Origin of the sequence: Rhizobium sp. RCC_161_2 (genome assembly GCF_041355235.1) — a bacterium.
GTDB lineage: Bacteria > Pseudomonadota > Alphaproteobacteria > Rhizobiales > Rhizobiaceae > Rhizobium.
In genome coordinates this window covers 157670-171891 of the sequence record NZ_JBFUPL010000008.1, presented here as the reverse complement: position 1 = coordinate 171891, position 14222 = coordinate 157670, and the positions used below count along the sequence as shown (strand labels likewise).

Below are 14222 nucleotides of genomic sequence, written 5' to 3'. Positions count from 1 at the left end.
TTAAAAATTCAGGCAAACAACAAATGACAATGAATGACAAGCCCAAGCGGCCTGGGCCAAAACCCTTTACCCGCGACACCAAGACGAAGCCGGCGATGAAACGCGACGATGCCAAGCCGGTGAAGGCCGCGCCCGCCAGGGTGTCCGCCGAGACCGAAGGCGGCGATGGAAAGGCCGAGCGCATTTCCAAGGTGATGGCGCGCGCCGGCGTGGCGTCCCGCCGCGATATCGAGCGCATGATCATGGACGGCCGTGTGCGGCTGAACGGCGTGCTGCTGGACAGCCCGGTCGTCAACGTGACGCTCGCCGACAAGATCGAAGTGGATGGCATGCCGATCCGCGGCATCGAGCGCACGCGCCTGTGGCTCTACCACAAGCCGGCCGGCCTGGTGACCACCAATGCCGATCCTGAGGGACGCCCGACCGTTTTCGACAATCTGCCGGAAGAACTGCCGCGCGTCATGTCGATCGGCCGTCTCGACATCAACACCGAAGGCCTGCTGCTGCTCACCAATGACGGCGGCCTTGCCCGCGTGCTGGAACTGCCGACCACCGGCTGGCTGCGCCGCTACCGCGTGCGCGCCCATGGCGAGATCGATCAGGAAGCGCTCGACAAGCTGAAGGAAGGCATCGCCGTCGACGGCGTGCTCTATGGCTCGATCGAAGCGACACTCGACCGCACGCAGGGCTCCAACGTCTGGATCACCATGGGTCTGCGCGAAGGCAAGAACCGCGAAATCAAGAACGTGCTCGGCGCGCTCGGCCTTGAGGTCAACCGCCTGATCCGCATTTCCTATGGCCCGTTCCAGCTCGGCGATCTGCCGGAAGGACGGGTGCTGGAAGTGCGCGGCCGCACACTGCGCGATCAGCTCGGCCCCCGTCTGGTCGAAGACGCCAAGGCGAATTTCGATGCGCCGCTCTATAACGCCTCGGCGCCTGCCGGCGAGGATGAAGCCGAGGCCAAACCGGAGCGTGCCGCGAAAGAGGAACGCCCGAGGCGCGACCGCGAGCGCCCCGAGGACAAGCGCGAGCGCGCCTTGGGCCGTCTCGACACCAAGCGCGACGATCGTCGTGACGAAGGACGCCGCGATGGCGGTCATAAGGAAGACGATCGTCCGAAGCGTCCGCCGCTCGGTGCCCGCCGCAACGCCAATGTGTGGATGGCGCCCGGCGCTCGTCCGCTCGGCGAGAAGGCTGCCGCGAAAGCCGCCAAGAATACCAAAACTGCCGCCAAGCGCGGAGAGCCCATGCGCCCGCAGCGCAGCGGCTTCGACCGTCCGGACGAAGGCCCGCGCGTTCGCGTGAACCGCGTCGCCGAGGCGGATGGAGAATGGATCCGCTCGAGCGAGGAAGCACCGCGCACGGGACGTGGCGATGACGACGGTTTCGACCGCAAGCGCTCCGACCGTCCCCGTGGCGACCGCCCCCAAGGCGACCGTCCGCCGCGCGGTGATCGGCCTTTCGGCGACAAGCCCCGTGGTGATCGTCCCTATGGTGACAAGCCCCGTGGAGATAGAGCGTTCAGCGATCGCCCGCGTGGTGAACGTGGCTCGCGGCCAGAAGGTGGCGATCGCCCCCGTTCGAAATCATTCCAGGGCGAAGCCCGCTCGGAGCGTCCTCGCGGCGAACGTCCATTCGGAGACCGTCCGCCGCGTGGCGATCGGCCTTTCGGTGATAAGCCGCGCGGTGACCGCCCCTATGGCGACAAGCCTCGCAGTGACCGTCCGTACGGTGACAAGCCCCGCGGCGACCGTCGGCCGCGTGCCGAGGGTGACGAGCGTCCGCGCGCCCGCTCTTTCGATGGCGAGCAGCGCTCGGAGCGCCCACGCGGCGATCGCCCATTCGGTGATCGTCCGCCCCGTGGAGACCGCCCGCAGGGCGAGCGTCCCGCCGGTGACCGGCCGGGAGCCAAGCCTTTCGGCAAGAAGCCGGGCGGCGGAAAGTCCTTTGGCGGCAAGCCTTCCGGAAAGCCCGGCGGTGCACGCGGCTTCTCGGGCAAGCCCGGTGGCGCTGGACGTCCGTCGGGTGGTGCTGGCCGGAGCGGTCCGAGCCGTGGCGGCCCCGGCAAGGGCGGCCCCAAGGGCGGAAGAGGTTAACGCGCGGTGCGGATCGTCGGCGGTGAGTTTCGCGGTCGGTCGCTTGCGGTTCCGAAGTCGAACGATATTCGTCCGACGGCGGACCGCACGCGCGAGAGCCTGTTCAATATTCTGACCCATGCCTACCCCGAGGCGCTCGATGGCACCCGGATGATGGATATCTTTGCCGGCACCGGCGCGGTTGGTCTGGAAGCCGCCTCGCGCGGCTGCCGTCATGTCCTCTTCGTCGAAAGCAGCGTCGAGGGCCGTGGCCTGCTCTGGGAAAATATCGATGCGCTTGGCCTGCATGGCCGCACGCGCATGATGCGGCGCGACGCCACCGATCTCGGCAGCGTCGGCAATCTCGAGCCTTTCGATTTTCTTTTCGCCGATCCGCCCTATGGCAAGGGGCTGGGCGAGAAGGCCTTTGCTGCTGCTGCTGCCGGCCGGTGGCTGGTGCCCGGCGCGCTGGCGATCCTTGAAGAGCGTGCCGACGTCGCGGTAACCGTCGCCCCGGATTTCCTCTTCCTTGAAGAGCGGACCTTCGGCGACAGCAAGATGCATTTCTTCCGTTATCAGCCCCGGCAAGCCTAGCGGCGGAGGGAGACGACCATGGGCGATTATGCTGATTTTGTCGGGAGCGACTATACGCTCGCGACATCAAGCACGCCGAGCGTCGCGGTCGCCTTCGGCTGCGGCGGCGCGCGTGGTCTTGCCCATATCCACATTATCGAGGCGCTGGACGAACTCGGCATTCGCCCGGTTGCGATCGCCGGTGCCTCCATCGGTTCGATCATGGGCGCGGCGATGGCGGCCGGTATGAGCGGCGCGGAAATCCGCGATTACACGCTCGCCTCCGTCGGCAACCGCCCCGCCGTGCTCAACAAGATCTGGAGCCTCAGACCCCCAACGATGCGAAGCTTCCGGATTGGCCAGTTCAATCTCGAGCGCATCCTGCGCGCTTTCATGCCGCCGACCTTTCCCGAGGATTTTTCAGAGCTGCATATCCCACTGAAGGTGGTGACGACGGATTATTACGGGCAGGCTGAGGTCGTGACCGAAAAGGGCGAGCTTTTCCCGGTGCTGGCCGCCTCCGCCGCCATTCCCGCCGTTTTCATGCCGGTCAAGGTCGGCGAGCGCGTGATGATCGACGGCGGCATCATGAACCCGGTTCCCTATGAGCATCTGGCCGGGCTTGCCGATATCATCATCGGCATCGACGTCGTCGGTGGACCGGAAGGCGATGGCACCCAAATTCCGAACCGCATCGAGAGCCTGTTCGGCGCAGGCCAACTGACCATGCAGTCCAACATCGCGCTGAAGCTGCGGCTGCTTGCCCCACAAATCTTCCTGCGGCCCTCCGTCGGCCGCACCGGCGTGCTCGATTTCCTGAAGGCCCGCGAGATCCTAGCCATGTCGGCAGGCGTCAAGGACGAGTTGAAGTTCGCCCTCGACCGGGTGATCACAGCGAAGAATTAAGGCGTGGTCCCGAGCCGGCCCTAATCGCCTGGCGGCTCCGACCAGCCGATCACTTTTGCCCATTCGTTGGCACCCTCGATGATGATATCGAACACCGGATCCTTAATGTCGTAATAGGCATGGGCATCCGTTGGAAATCGTTCGGCGAGGCGCTGCTTGATAAGCGCATAGGCGCTAGCCGCCGTCGGGTGCGAGCGCAGGAAATCACGGCAGAGAAGCGAGAAGCGCTGATTGAAGCGTCCCTTTTCACGAACGTGGACGTTCGCCGGACGCCCGGTGCTTTTATAGAAGAGTTTTCTCAGTTCATTTTCGGGCAACTCAAGCTCAGGTGGGCAATGGTCGATCAGTCCCGGTCTATGCGTGAAGCCCTCCCGTTCGAAGGCGGTGCTATCGACCTGTGCCAGATCATCGACGGTAACCTGAATGTCGATAATGTTTTTCGCCACGAGCCCCGGCACGGCAGTGGATCCGATGTGATGTATGTACGCGCCGTCTGGGGCTGCCCGCAGGATTGCCAGTTTAAGCTTTGCGAAATCGTCGACCCAGCTTTGTCGTGGCGGCTCAATTTCAATCCGCATCGGTGACTACCCCACTATCCTGCCAACAGGCTCTAGGCCCGTTCCGGCTCTTGCTCCGGCAAGGCAGAGAGATCGTCATCGTCGCTGAAGACGTCGGCGGCGCGCTTGGGTTTGACGAGCGGCTCCGGCTTGACCGGCCGTGAGTAGAGCATGTCGCGGCCTGCCTGCAGGCCTTCGCTTGCCTGCAGCACCAGCCGCTGTTCGTCGCGCTTGCGGATATCCTCGCCGATCTCAAAGGCCTCGGCTTCACTGACGCCGAGCGCTTCCAGCGTGCGGCGGCCGAAGAGCAGGCCGGATTCCAGCGTCTCACGCAGCTCATAATCGACGCCCTTGTTGCGCAGCTCGATCGAGTGGATGCGGTCATAGGAGCGGACGAAGAGGCGTGCGTGCGGATAATCCGTCTGCACCAGTTCGACGATCTTGTCGGTGATCTCGCGGTGATGCGTGCTGACGACGACGATCTTGGCGTGGTCGATGCCGGCCGAGCGCAGCACATCCTTGCGGGTGCCATCGCCGAAATAGATGCGGAAGCCGAAGTTGGAGGCCTGGCGGATACGGTCGGCGGAAAAGTCGATCACGGTGACATCGCGGCCGCCGGCGAGCAGAATCTGCGCTGCGATCTGGCCGAAACGCGAGAAGCCGATCATCAGCACGTCGGAGCCCGCGCCCTCGAAATCCTCGTCCAATTCCTCACGGGTATCGCCGGTCAGCAGGCGCTTTGAAAGCGCCGAGCCGAGCGGCGTCAGCGCCATCGAGAGCGTCACGATTGCGATCAGCATCGAGGCCGTGCTGGCGGAGAAAAGGCCGCCGCTGGCGCTGGCCGTGCTGAACAGCACGAAGCCGAATTCACCGCCTTGCGGCAGCAGACAGGCGATGCGGATGGCGTCGTTGTGCGAGGAGCCGGTCACGCGGCAGAGCACGTAGATGACCACGCCCTTGATGACCATCAGCACCGGAACTGCGAGCACGATCAGGACCCAGTTGTCGGCAATCACGTCCAGTTTCAGCGACAGGCCGACGGCGATGAAGAAGATAGCGAGCAACACGCCGCGGAAGGGCTCGATATCGGCCTCCAGCTCGTGGCGATAGGAGGATTCGGCCAGCATCACGCCGGAAAGGAAAGCGCCCATGGCCATGGAGAGGCCGGCGATCTGCATCAGGGTCGCCGAACCCATGACGACCAAAAGGGCGGCCGCGATCATCGCCTCACGCGCGCCGGTGCGGGCGATAATCTGGAACAGTGGCGTCAGAAGGTAACGGCCGGCAATGATCATCGCCGCGACCGCGCCAACGGCAATGGCAAGGTCCGGTATCGGATTGGTAGCTTCCTTCGGTCCGTCGAGCACGGTGACGAGGGCAAGCAGCGGCACGATCGCCAGATCCTGCAGCAGCAGCATGGAGAAGGAGCGCTGGCCGTATTTCGTGTTGACGTCGCCCTCCTGCTCGAGGATCTGCATGGCGAAGGCGGTAGACGACAGCGCCAGGCCGAAGCCGACGATGATACTGCCACGCCAGCCGGTGATATTGGCGAGATAGGCGGCGAGCGTTAGCGCCAGTCCGCTGATCACCACCTGCGCCGTGCCGAGCCCGAAAATGTCGCGCCGCATCTGCCATAGGCGCGACGGTTTCAATTCCAGGCCGATGATGAACAGCAGGAAGACGACGCCGAGCTCTGCCACCGCGAGCACGGCCTCACTGTCGCCGATGCCGTGCAGCACCGGGCCGATGACGACGCCGGCAGCGAGATAGCCGAGCACGGTGCCGAGCCCCAATTTCTTGAAGATCGGTGCCGTGACCACGGCGCCTCCGAGCAGCATCAGGGTTTCGGTGAAGAGGGCATTGGGCGCGGACATCGTCTGTTTCTCTCTGTGGGCAGGCGGTGTTGCAGCACATGATCGTCAGAAACAACCATGCGTGACGACATTCGGACAAGAATCGGCTTGGCCGCCCTTGTAGCTTTATGTAGTGCACAATAAATGGAACGCGAAGGAAAGGCCAAATCATGTCCTCAGAAATCGATTCCGCCACTCTGCTCTCCCGCGCCAGCCAGTTGATCGACCTCGCCCGGAAAGCCGGGGCGGATGCGGCCGATGCGGTGGTCGTGCGCTCGCGTTCGCAATCCGTCAGCGTTCGTCTCGGCAAGGTCGAGGGTACCGAATCCTCCGAAAGCGATGATTTTTCGCTGAGAGTGTTCGTCGGCAATCGTGTCGCCAGCGTTTCGGCCAATCCCGGCTTTGATCTGCAGGCGCTTGCCGAGCGCGCTGTCACCATGGCCAAGGTCTCGCCGGAAGATCCCTTCGCGTGCCTTGCCGACGAAGCCGATCTCGCCAAAAGCTACCCCGATCTCGACCTCTTCGATCCGACCGAGGTTTCGTCCGTGCAATTGCGGGAGACGGCGCTTGCGATGGAAGAAGCGGCGCTTGCCGTTCCCGGCGTCAGCAATTCGTCCGGTTCGGGCGCATCGGCCGGCATGGGCGGCATGGTGCTTGTCACCTCGCATGGTTTTGCCGGCCACTACATGGGCTCGCGCTTCAGCCGCTCTGTCAGCGTCATTGCCGGTGAAGGCACCGGCATGGAGCGGGATTATGATTTCGACAGCCGCCTCTATTTCACCGATCTGGATGCGTCCGAGGATATCGGCCGCCGCGCCGGCGAGCGGGTGATCAAGCGCATCAATCCCCGCCAGGTACCGACCGGCAAGGACGTGACCGTCGTTTTCGATCCGCGCGTGGCGCGTGGTTTCGTCGGCCATATCGCCGGCGCGATCAACGGCGCATCCGTCGCCCGCAAAAGCAGCTTCCTGCGCGACAAGATGGGCCAGCAGGTACTGAAAGCCGGCCTGTCGATCACCGACGATCCGCTGATCGTGCGCGGCTCCGCGTCGCGTCCCTTCGATGGCGAAGGTGTTACCGGCAAGCGGCTGGTGATGATCGAGGACGGCGTGCTGAAGCAATGGTTCCTGTCGACCTCGACGGCGCGCGAGATCGGTGGTCTCAAGACGAACGGCCGTGGCGCGCGTGGCGGCACCTCGGTGTCTCCGTCTTCCACCAATCTGGCGCTGGAACCCGGCGATATCTCGCCGGAAGAGCTGATCCGCAATGTCGGCAATGGTTTCTACGTCACCGAGCTGATCGGGCAGGGCGTCAACATGCTCACCGGCGAGTACAGCCGCGGCGCCACCGGTTTCTGGATCGAGAACGGTGAATTGACTTTCGCGGTTTCGGAGGTGACGATCGCCTCCAACCTCAAGGACATGTTCATGCGCGTGACGCAGGCCAACGATATCGACCGCGATTTCAGCGTTGCCGCTCCGACGCTCGCCATTGAGGGCATGACGCTGGCCGGACGTTGACGATGATCCCGAAAAGCGCGCAGCGGTTTTCGGACAGGATCATGGTCAGCATATAGCCAGCCGGAGATTGGAATCTGGGAATGAACGATAGCCGAAAGGGTGACGCTCTTGATGACCTGGACCTGATCGTCGAGGCGGCGCGTCAGGCTGGGGAAATCGCCCTTGGCTTCTTTCGACAGTCGCCCGAGGTCTGGTGGAAGAACGAGGGGCGGTCGCCCGTCAGCGCCGCCGATTTTGCCGCCAATGAGACACTGGCTTCCATCCTGCGCCCGGCACGGCCTGGCTACGGCTGGCTTTCCGAAGAGACCGACGACGATGCCGAACGGCTGTCGCATGAGACCGTTTTCGTCGTCGATCCGATCGACGGCACGCGCGGCTTCCTGTCGGGGCTCGATCTGTGGTGCGTCAGCGTCGCCGTGGTCACCAATGGACGACCGACCGCGGGCGTGCTCTACGCACCGGCACTGAACGAATTGTTCGTGGCAACCACGGACGGTCCGGCGCTGAAGAATGGCGAGCCGATCGCCGTTTCTGACCGGACGGGGGAGGCTGTCCATAGGCTGGCCACCACCGAAGACGCGCTTCACGGCGTAAGCCCGGATTTTCGCAAGACGATCGAGCGGGCGAAGCATGTGCCCTCACTTGCCTATCGCCTTGCCATGGTCGCCGACGGCCGGCTTGAAGGGACGATCGTCAAGCGCAACTCCCACGATTGGGATTTGGCCGCCGCCGATCTTATCCTGGAACGGGCGGGCGGCGCTCTGGTCGACCTCTCAGGGCTGCCGCTCAATTACAATCGCGCCGATGTCACCCACGGCGAACTCTGCGGCGCAGCGGCTATCCACTTGCCGGAGCTCCTGCGCCAGCTTGCCCACAGATGAGACGGTTGACGTTTGGGTCAAAATCCCGCAGAGGAAGTGCGGAGGGGGACGACAGCAGAAAGAGACGAAAATGACTGTTACCAGCGACAAAAAACAGCTCCTGCACCTCGTATTCGGCGGGGAATTGGAGAATCTCGAGGAAGTACAATTCCGCAATCTGAACGAGCTCGACATTGTCGGCATGTATCCCGACTATGCGACCGCGCTGACGGCCTGGAAGTCGAAGGCGCAGCAGACCGTCGACAACGCTCACATGCGTTATTTCATCGTCCATCTGCATCGTTTGCTTGATCCGGACAAGGCATCCTAAAGCCGCGTTTCGCTCCATTTATATTTGATATTGCCGTCCGGAGGGGCATTGTTGCTTTCAAGCCGGTTATCACACGGTATTTTTGACGCAATCAGAACCAAGAATCGGCCGAACTTTCGGCCGTTGAACAATTGGGATTTGGCATCGATGACGATCAGCTTGGATCGGAGGCAGTCGAGATGAGCAGCCTCAGGGCGCGCCTCGCTTTGGGTGCCTACCGCTTTGGCGGTATTGCGATCTATCCTCTGATCGGACCTTATCTCGCGTTCCGCGCCGCCAAGGGCAAGGAAGACAGCTCTCGCCGGCTGGAACGATCCGGCTATGCCAGCGCCAATCGCCCGCAGGGGCCGCTGGTCTGGTTCCATGCCGCAAGCGTCGGCGAGACCTCGGCTGTTGTTCCCTTGATCCGCGAAATCCGCCGCCGCGACATTCACGTCATTTTGACGACGGGAACGATGACGTCGGCCAAGGTGACGCAGGAGCGTCTCGGAGACGAGGTCATCCACCAATATGTGCCGCTGGATCTGAAGCCGGCCGTCAGCCGCTTCCTCGAATACTGGCAGCCCGATTGCGCCATCTTCGCCGAATCCGAAATCTGGCCGGCAACCGTGCTGGAACTCGAGCGTCGGCGCATTCCGCAGATCCTGGTCAATGCCCGCATGTCGGATCGCTCCTTCGCTCGCTGGAGCGGACATCCTTCGCTCTCCGAGGCGCTGTTCGAAAAGTTGGCGCTGGTCGTTGCCCAATCCGATCTCGACGCCGAACGCTTCCGCGATCTCGGTGCACTGCAGGTCATCAAGTCCGGCAATCTCAAGGTGGATACCGACGCGCCGCCCTATGATGCGTCGACGCTTGCCCGCTACATGAAGCAGATCGGCAGCCGCAAGACCTGGGCCGCCGTCTCGACCTTCGAGGGCGAGGAGAATGCCGCCGCCGTCGTCCACAAGACGCTGACGGAGCATGACGGCCAGCTCACCATCATCGTGCCGCGCCATCCCGAGCGCTGCGATGCGATCGAGGCGATGCTGGTCGAGCAAGGGCTGAAGGTCGCCCGCCGCACCCGCAACGATGTGCTATCGCCGGATGTCGATGTCTTCCTCGGCGACACGATCGGCGAGATGGGCCTCTATCTGCGCCTGACCGACGTTGCCTTCATGGGCAAGTCGCTCATGAATGAGGGCGGGCAGAACCCGCTGGAGCCGGCCATGCTCGGCTGCGCCATCCTGACGGGCGGCCATGTCCAGAATTTCCGCGACGCCTATCAATTGCTCGCCCGCCGTGGCAGCGCTCGCATGGTGCGCGACACCGAGATGCTGGCGCGGGGCGTGCACTATCTTTTGACCAACGACGCGGCGCGGCGCGGCATGATCGATGCCGGCTTCATCGCGGTGCATGAGATGCGCGGGGCGCTGGCCGCGACCATCAAGGGGCTGGAGCCCTACATCAATCCGCTGACCGTGAAGGCGCGGCTGATGCCGAAGACAATGGCGCAGGGGTAAGAGGGGAGCATTCCATGGGAGCGGTGAAGCTGGAGGCGATAGCGGGCATTCTGTTCGACAAGGACGGCACGCTGCTCGATTATGATGCGAGCTGGTTGCCGGTCAATCGCGAGCTTGCCAGCATCGCGGCTCAAGGCGACGCAGCACTGGCCGATCATCTGCTTTCAGCCTGCGGCATGGATCCGGTCACCGGCCATATCGTGCCCGACAGCCTGCTTGCCGCCGGCAATACCCGCCAGATTTCCGAGGGTCTCGTTGCAGCCGGGTCCAAGGTGGACGTGGCGGAGCTGACGGAAAAGCTCGATGCGCTCTTTTCCCATGCTGCCGATTTCTCCGCGCCGGTCACCGATCTCGCCGCGTTCTTCCGTCGGCTGCACGAGCGGGGCTACAAGCTCGGCGTCGCCTCCAGCGATAATGAGCGCTCGATCCGCCAGACAGCCCGCCGCTTCGGCTTCCTGGATTACGTCGATTATATCGCCGGCTACGATAGCGGTTTCGGCACCAAGCCGGAGCCGGGCATGGTGCTCGGTTTTGCTGAGGCGACCGGTCTTGCCCCCGCGCAGATCGCCGTCGTCGGCGATAACAATCATGATCTGCATATGGGATACAATGCCGGGGTGGGCCTGAAGGTTGGCGTGCTGACGGGCACCGGTTCGCGTGAATCGCTTGCCGCCGCCTCGGATTATTGCCTGAATGACATCACCGAGCTGGAAAGCTTGTTGCCGGCCGCCCAGCCCGCTTGATGTCCGCGAGGCTTGCTTTTTCGTCTGATCTGCCCTTTCTTGCCGCCTTGCTGAGAGCGTATGGGGCAACAGCCTGCGCGAGACGGGATTAGAGCATGGTATCGGAAGCACCGCCGTTCTGGTGGCGGAAGCCGGATTGGCGGGCCTGGGGGCTTTCGCCCTTTTCCTTCCTGTACGGCCGCGTGGCCGGCCATCGCATGGTGCATGGCCGCCGCGCCTCCGTCCCAGTGCCGGTTATCTGTGTCGGTAATTTCACGGTCGGAGGCGCCGGCAAGACGCCGACGGCGCTCGCGCTTGCCCGTGCCGCCAAGGCCAAGGGGCTGAAGCCCGGCTTCCTCAGCCGCGGCTATGGCGGCTCGCTCGATGTGACGACCGTAGTCGATCCCCATGATCATCACGCGACCGCCGTCGGCGACGAGCCGCTGCTGCTTGCCCGCGAGGCGCTGACGGTGATCGCGCGCCGCCGTGCCGATGGCGCGGAGCGGCTGGTGCGCGAAGGCGCCGATCTGATCATCATGGATGATGGTTTCCAGAGTGCGCAGCTCGCCATCGATTATGCCTTGGTCGTCATCGACGCCACGCGCGGTATCGGCAACGGGCATCTCGTTCCCGGTGGTCCGGTGCGCGCGCCGCTGCGGACGCAGTTGGGCTACACTTCGGGGCTGCTGAAAGTTGGTGGCGGCAACGCCGCCGACCGGATCGTGCGCCTGGCGGCAAGAGCCGGCAAGCCATTCTTCTCCGCCTCGATCAAAGTACTGGGGCAGGAGGATCTGCGCGGGCGCAAGGTGCTCGCCTTCGCCGGCATCGCCGATCCCACCAAATTCTTCCGCACGGTCGAGACGCTGGGCGCCAGTATCGTGGTGCGCCGCGCTTTCGGCGATCACGAGCATCTGGAAGAGGATGAGATCGCCGATATTCTCGATATTGCAGCCCGGGATGGTCTCGAGATCGTCACCACCTCCAAGGACTATGTCCGCCTGATCGGCCACCACGGTCGCGCCGACGAACTCCTGGCACGCTGCCGCGTCATCGAAATCGACATGGTCTTCGATGATCCGCACGCACCGGAGCTGATCATCGATCGGGCGATCGCCGCGGCACGGGAACGTCGCCTGCGGCAAGGTTGGACTGGGAAAACCCTTCTCCCCAGAGGGGAGAAGTAGAGACCTACCGCTTCTGGTTCGGAAGCACGCCGGCGCGTTTATCGGCCTCCAGCGACGACATGACATCGGCATAGGGCTCCTGCCGGGCGACGCTCCAATAGCGCAGCTCATCAAGCGCGATATGACGGCCGGTCATGGCGCAAACGACATAGGAGCCCGGCATCAGGATCTGGAAATCGCCGTCGAGATAGCGAACCTTCGCCTCGCGGTTTCCATGTCCCTCAAAAAGATTCATCTGCTGCCGTCCTCAATATTAGCCACTTGTTTGCCATAACGCGCCAGGCCGGACTTTTCCAGCTCTTTTGACGATATCGACGCTCAGCTTCGTCCGAACAGCCGTTCTATGTCCGAGAGTTTCAGCTCAATATAGGTGGGCCGGCCGTGATTGCACTGGCCCGAGCCCGGCGTCGCCTCCATCTGGCGCAGGAGCGCGTTCATCTCCTCCGGCCGCAGCCGCCGGCCGGAACGCACCGAGCCGTGGCAGGCCATGGTGGCGGCGACATATTCGAGCTTGGCGGCAAGACCCGAGGCGGTGTCCCACTCGGCGATCTCGTCGGCCAGCTGCCGGATCAGTCCTTGCGCATCCACTTCGCCGAGCATGGCCGGCGTCTCGCGCACCGCGATCGCGCCGGGGCCGAAGCGCTCGACGGCAAGGCCGAGCTCGCCGAGCTCATCGGCAAACACCATCAGCCGGTCGCAATCCTCTTCCGGCAGATCGACGATCTCGGGAATGAGCAGGACCTGCGAAGACAGGCGCTTGGAATGCAGCGCCTTGCGCATCTCCTCGAACACCAGCCGCTCATGCGCCGCGTGCTGATCGACGATGACGAGGCCGTCATCGGTCTGCGCGACGATGTAGTTCTCATGCAGCTGGGCACGGGCAGCACCGAGCGGAAAGCGGACCGGTTCCTCGGGATGCATAGGCTCGACGGATGGCGTGCTCTCGGCGCGGGCGGTCGGCATGGTCAGGCCGTCGAAGGCGGCTTGCGGCCGTTCCCTGAAACCATATCCATTGGTCGCCGCCGGCTGATAGGGCCGCGATGGCGAAGCCTCGGGCGTCCAGGGTGCGTTTGGAGCTGAGGGCCGCCATCCCGGCTGGAAACCGGAGGTGAAGGCACGCAGCATGCCGTCGGCGCCCGTCGTGGCGGCACGGTCGCCCTCGCGTGCCAAAGCCTCGCGAATGGCGCCGACGATCAGGCCGCGCACCAGGCCGGGATCGCGGAAGCGGACATCGGATTTCGCCGGATGCACGTTGACGTCGAGGAGGGCAGGGTCGAGCGTGATGGACAGAACGGCAATGGGATAGCGCCCGGACGGGATGGTCTCGGCATAGGCGCCGCGGATCGCCGACAGGATCAGCTTGTCCTGCACCGGCCGGCCATTGACGAAGGCATATTGATGCGCAGAGTTGCCGCGATTGAAGGTCGGCACGCCGGCAAAGCCGGTCAAGCGCACGTCCTCACGTTCGGCGTCGAGCTCGATCGCATTGTCCTTGAAGTCCTTGCCGAGCACCTGCGCCATGCGGGCGAGACGGTCGTCGCCGGTCGCGGGGAATTCCAGCGTCGAGCGGTCGCTGCCGGACAGCACGAAGCGTACCTGCGGAAAGGCGATCGCCATGCGCTTGACGACTTCGGTGATCGCCGCTGCCTCAGCCTTCTCGGTCTTCAGGAATTTCAGCCGTGCCGGGGTCGCGAAGAACAGGTCGCGCACCTCGACGATCGTGCCCGGATTGGCCGCGGCCGGGCGCAGATGCAGCACCTTGCCGCCGGCCACCGCGATCTCGGCGCCGCCGGCGCTGCCGACCCTGCGGCTGGCGATCGACAGCCGCGCCACCGAGCCGATGGAAGGCAGGGCCTCGCCGCGGAAACCGAGCGTACGGATATCGTCCAGAGTGTCGGAAATCTTCGAGGTGCAGTGCCGCTTGATGGCAAGCTCAAGATCCGCCTGCTCCATGCCGGAGCCGTTGTCGCTGACCCTCAGCAGCGCCTTGCCGCCACCAGCCGTCGCGATTTCAATGCGTGTCGCGCCGGCATCCAGAGCGTTTTCGATCAGTTCCTTGGCAGCGCTCGCCGGTCGCTCGATGACTTCGCCGGCGGCGATCTGGTTGATCAGGGTTTCCGAGAGTTGTTTGATGGTCATCTT

At 63.8% G+C, this 14222-nt stretch carries 13 protein-coding genes; 9 read left to right on the top strand and 4 right to left on the bottom strand.

Annotated elements, in window-relative coordinates; genetic code table 11:
- Positions 1-23: 23 nt before the first annotated feature.
- Genes AB6803_RS20940 through AB6803_RS20930 form a run of 3 tightly spaced genes read left to right on the top strand, consistent with a single transcriptional unit; the run spans position 24 to position 3554 of the window.
- Complete coding sequence (locus tag AB6803_RS20940) at positions 24-2096, top strand: pseudouridine synthase (protein WP_371110692.1); 2073 nt, start codon at positions 24-26, stop codon at positions 2094-2096.
- 6 nt (positions 2097-2102) lie between these two features.
- Positions 2103-2669 (top strand): 16S rRNA (guanine(966)-N(2))-methyltransferase RsmD, encoded by a 567-nt coding sequence (rsmD, locus tag AB6803_RS20935; RefSeq protein WP_007699787.1) that lies wholly within the window; start codon positions 2103-2105, stop codon positions 2667-2669.
- An 18-nt stretch (positions 2670-2687) separates the two neighbouring features.
- Complete coding sequence (locus AB6803_RS20930) at positions 2688-3554, top strand: patatin-like phospholipase family protein (protein WP_371110691.1); 867 nt, start codon at positions 2688-2690, stop codon at positions 3552-3554.
- A 20-nt stretch (positions 3555-3574) separates the two neighbouring features.
- On the opposite strand, the gene AB6803_RS20925 is transcribed toward AB6803_RS20930, so the two are convergent.
- A complete protein-coding gene (locus AB6803_RS20925; RefSeq protein ID WP_371110690.1) occupies positions 3575-4132 on the bottom strand; it encodes a GrpB family protein in 558 nt (185 codons plus the stop codon).
- Between the two features lie 32 nt (positions 4133-4164).
- Positions 4165-5985 carry a monovalent cation:proton antiporter-2 (CPA2) family protein gene (locus tag AB6803_RS20920; protein ID WP_371110689.1) on the bottom strand — a complete coding sequence of 607 codons (1821 nt, stop codon included), beginning with the start codon at positions 5983-5985 and terminating at the stop codon, positions 4165-4167.
- Positions 5986-6134: 149 nt separating this feature from the next.
- Between AB6803_RS20920 and AB6803_RS20915 the strand changes: the two genes are divergently transcribed.
- From AB6803_RS20915 to lpxK, 6 genes are all read left to right on the top strand, one after another.
- On the top strand, positions 6135-7484 hold the full coding sequence (locus tag AB6803_RS20915; RefSeq protein WP_371110688.1) for a TldD/PmbA family protein: 1350 nt from the start codon (positions 6135-6137) through the stop codon (positions 7482-7484).
- 80 nt (positions 7485-7564) lie between these two features.
- Positions 7565-8365: a 3'(2'),5'-bisphosphate nucleotidase CysQ gene (locus AB6803_RS20910; RefSeq protein ID WP_371110687.1), complete on the top strand. Its 801-nt coding sequence runs from the start codon at positions 7565-7567 to the stop codon at positions 8363-8365.
- Between the two features lie 70 nt (positions 8366-8435).
- Positions 8436-8675, top strand: a complete 240-nt coding sequence (locus AB6803_RS20905) for a DUF4170 domain-containing protein (protein WP_007699772.1) — start codon at positions 8436-8438, stop codon at positions 8673-8675.
- A 179-nt stretch (positions 8676-8854) separates the two neighbouring features.
- Complete coding sequence (waaA, locus tag AB6803_RS20900; RefSeq protein ID WP_371110686.1) at positions 8855-10174, top strand: lipid IV(A) 3-deoxy-D-manno-octulosonic acid transferase; 1320 nt, start codon at positions 8855-8857, stop codon at positions 10172-10174.
- Positions 10175-10188: 14 nt separating this feature from the next.
- Positions 10189-10917: an HAD family hydrolase gene (locus tag AB6803_RS20895; protein ID WP_371110685.1), complete on the top strand. Its 729-nt coding sequence runs from the start codon at positions 10189-10191 to the stop codon at positions 10915-10917.
- Positions 10918-11012: 95 nt separating this feature from the next.
- Complete coding sequence (gene lpxK / locus AB6803_RS20890; RefSeq protein ID WP_371110684.1) at positions 11013-12080, top strand: tetraacyldisaccharide 4'-kinase; 1068 nt, start codon at positions 11013-11015, stop codon at positions 12078-12080.
- Between the two features lie 4 nt (positions 12081-12084).
- Here lpxK and AB6803_RS20885 read toward each other — a convergent pair whose 3' ends face one another.
- Together AB6803_RS20885 and mutL are read right to left on the bottom strand one after the other, a co-directional pair.
- Complete coding sequence (locus AB6803_RS20885; RefSeq protein WP_047463639.1) at positions 12085-12315, bottom strand: DUF2093 domain-containing protein; 231 nt, start codon at positions 12313-12315, stop codon at positions 12085-12087.
- 83 nt (positions 12316-12398) lie between these two features.
- Positions 12399-14219, bottom strand: a complete 1821-nt coding sequence (mutL, locus tag AB6803_RS20880; RefSeq protein WP_371110683.1) for a DNA mismatch repair endonuclease MutL — start codon at positions 14217-14219, stop codon at positions 12399-12401.
- Positions 14220-14222 lie beyond the last annotated feature (3 nt).

Excerpts from the sequence above, each read along its gene's own strand:
- AB6803_RS20940 (WP_371110692.1), top strand. The coding sequence starts at position 24 with ATGACAATGAATGACAAGCCCAAGCGGCCTGGGCCAAAACCCTTTACC.
- AB6803_RS20930 (WP_371110691.1), top strand. The coding sequence starts at position 2,688 with ATGGGCGATTATGCTGATTTTGTCGGGAGCGACTATACGCTCGCGACA.
- AB6803_RS20925 (WP_371110690.1), bottom strand. The coding sequence starts at position 4,132 with ATGCGGATTGAAATTGAGCCGCCACGACAAAGCTGGGTCGACGATTTC.
- AB6803_RS20920 (WP_371110689.1), bottom strand. The coding sequence starts at position 5,985 with ATGTCCGCGCCCAATGCCCTCTTCACCGAAACCCTGATGCTGCTCGGA.
- AB6803_RS20915 (WP_371110688.1), top strand. The coding sequence starts at position 6,135 with ATGTCCTCAGAAATCGATTCCGCCACTCTGCTCTCCCGCGCCAGCCAG.
- AB6803_RS20910 (WP_371110687.1), top strand. The coding sequence starts at position 7,565 with ATGAACGATAGCCGAAAGGGTGACGCTCTTGATGACCTGGACCTGATC.
- AB6803_RS20905 (WP_007699772.1), top strand. The coding sequence starts at position 8,436 with ATGACTGTTACCAGCGACAAAAAACAGCTCCTGCACCTCGTATTCGGC.
- waaA (WP_371110686.1), top strand. The coding sequence starts at position 8,855 with ATGAGCAGCCTCAGGGCGCGCCTCGCTTTGGGTGCCTACCGCTTTGGC.
- AB6803_RS20895 (WP_371110685.1), top strand. The coding sequence starts at position 10,189 with ATGGGAGCGGTGAAGCTGGAGGCGATAGCGGGCATTCTGTTCGACAAG.
- lpxK (WP_371110684.1), top strand. The coding sequence starts at position 11,013 with ATGGTATCGGAAGCACCGCCGTTCTGGTGGCGGAAGCCGGATTGGCGG.
- AB6803_RS20885 (WP_047463639.1), bottom strand. The coding sequence starts at position 12,315 with ATGAATCTTTTTGAGGGACATGGAAACCGCGAGGCGAAGGTTCGCTAT.
- mutL (WP_371110683.1), bottom strand. The coding sequence starts at position 14,219 with ATGACCATCAAACAACTCTCGGAAACCCTGATCAACCAGATCGCCGCC.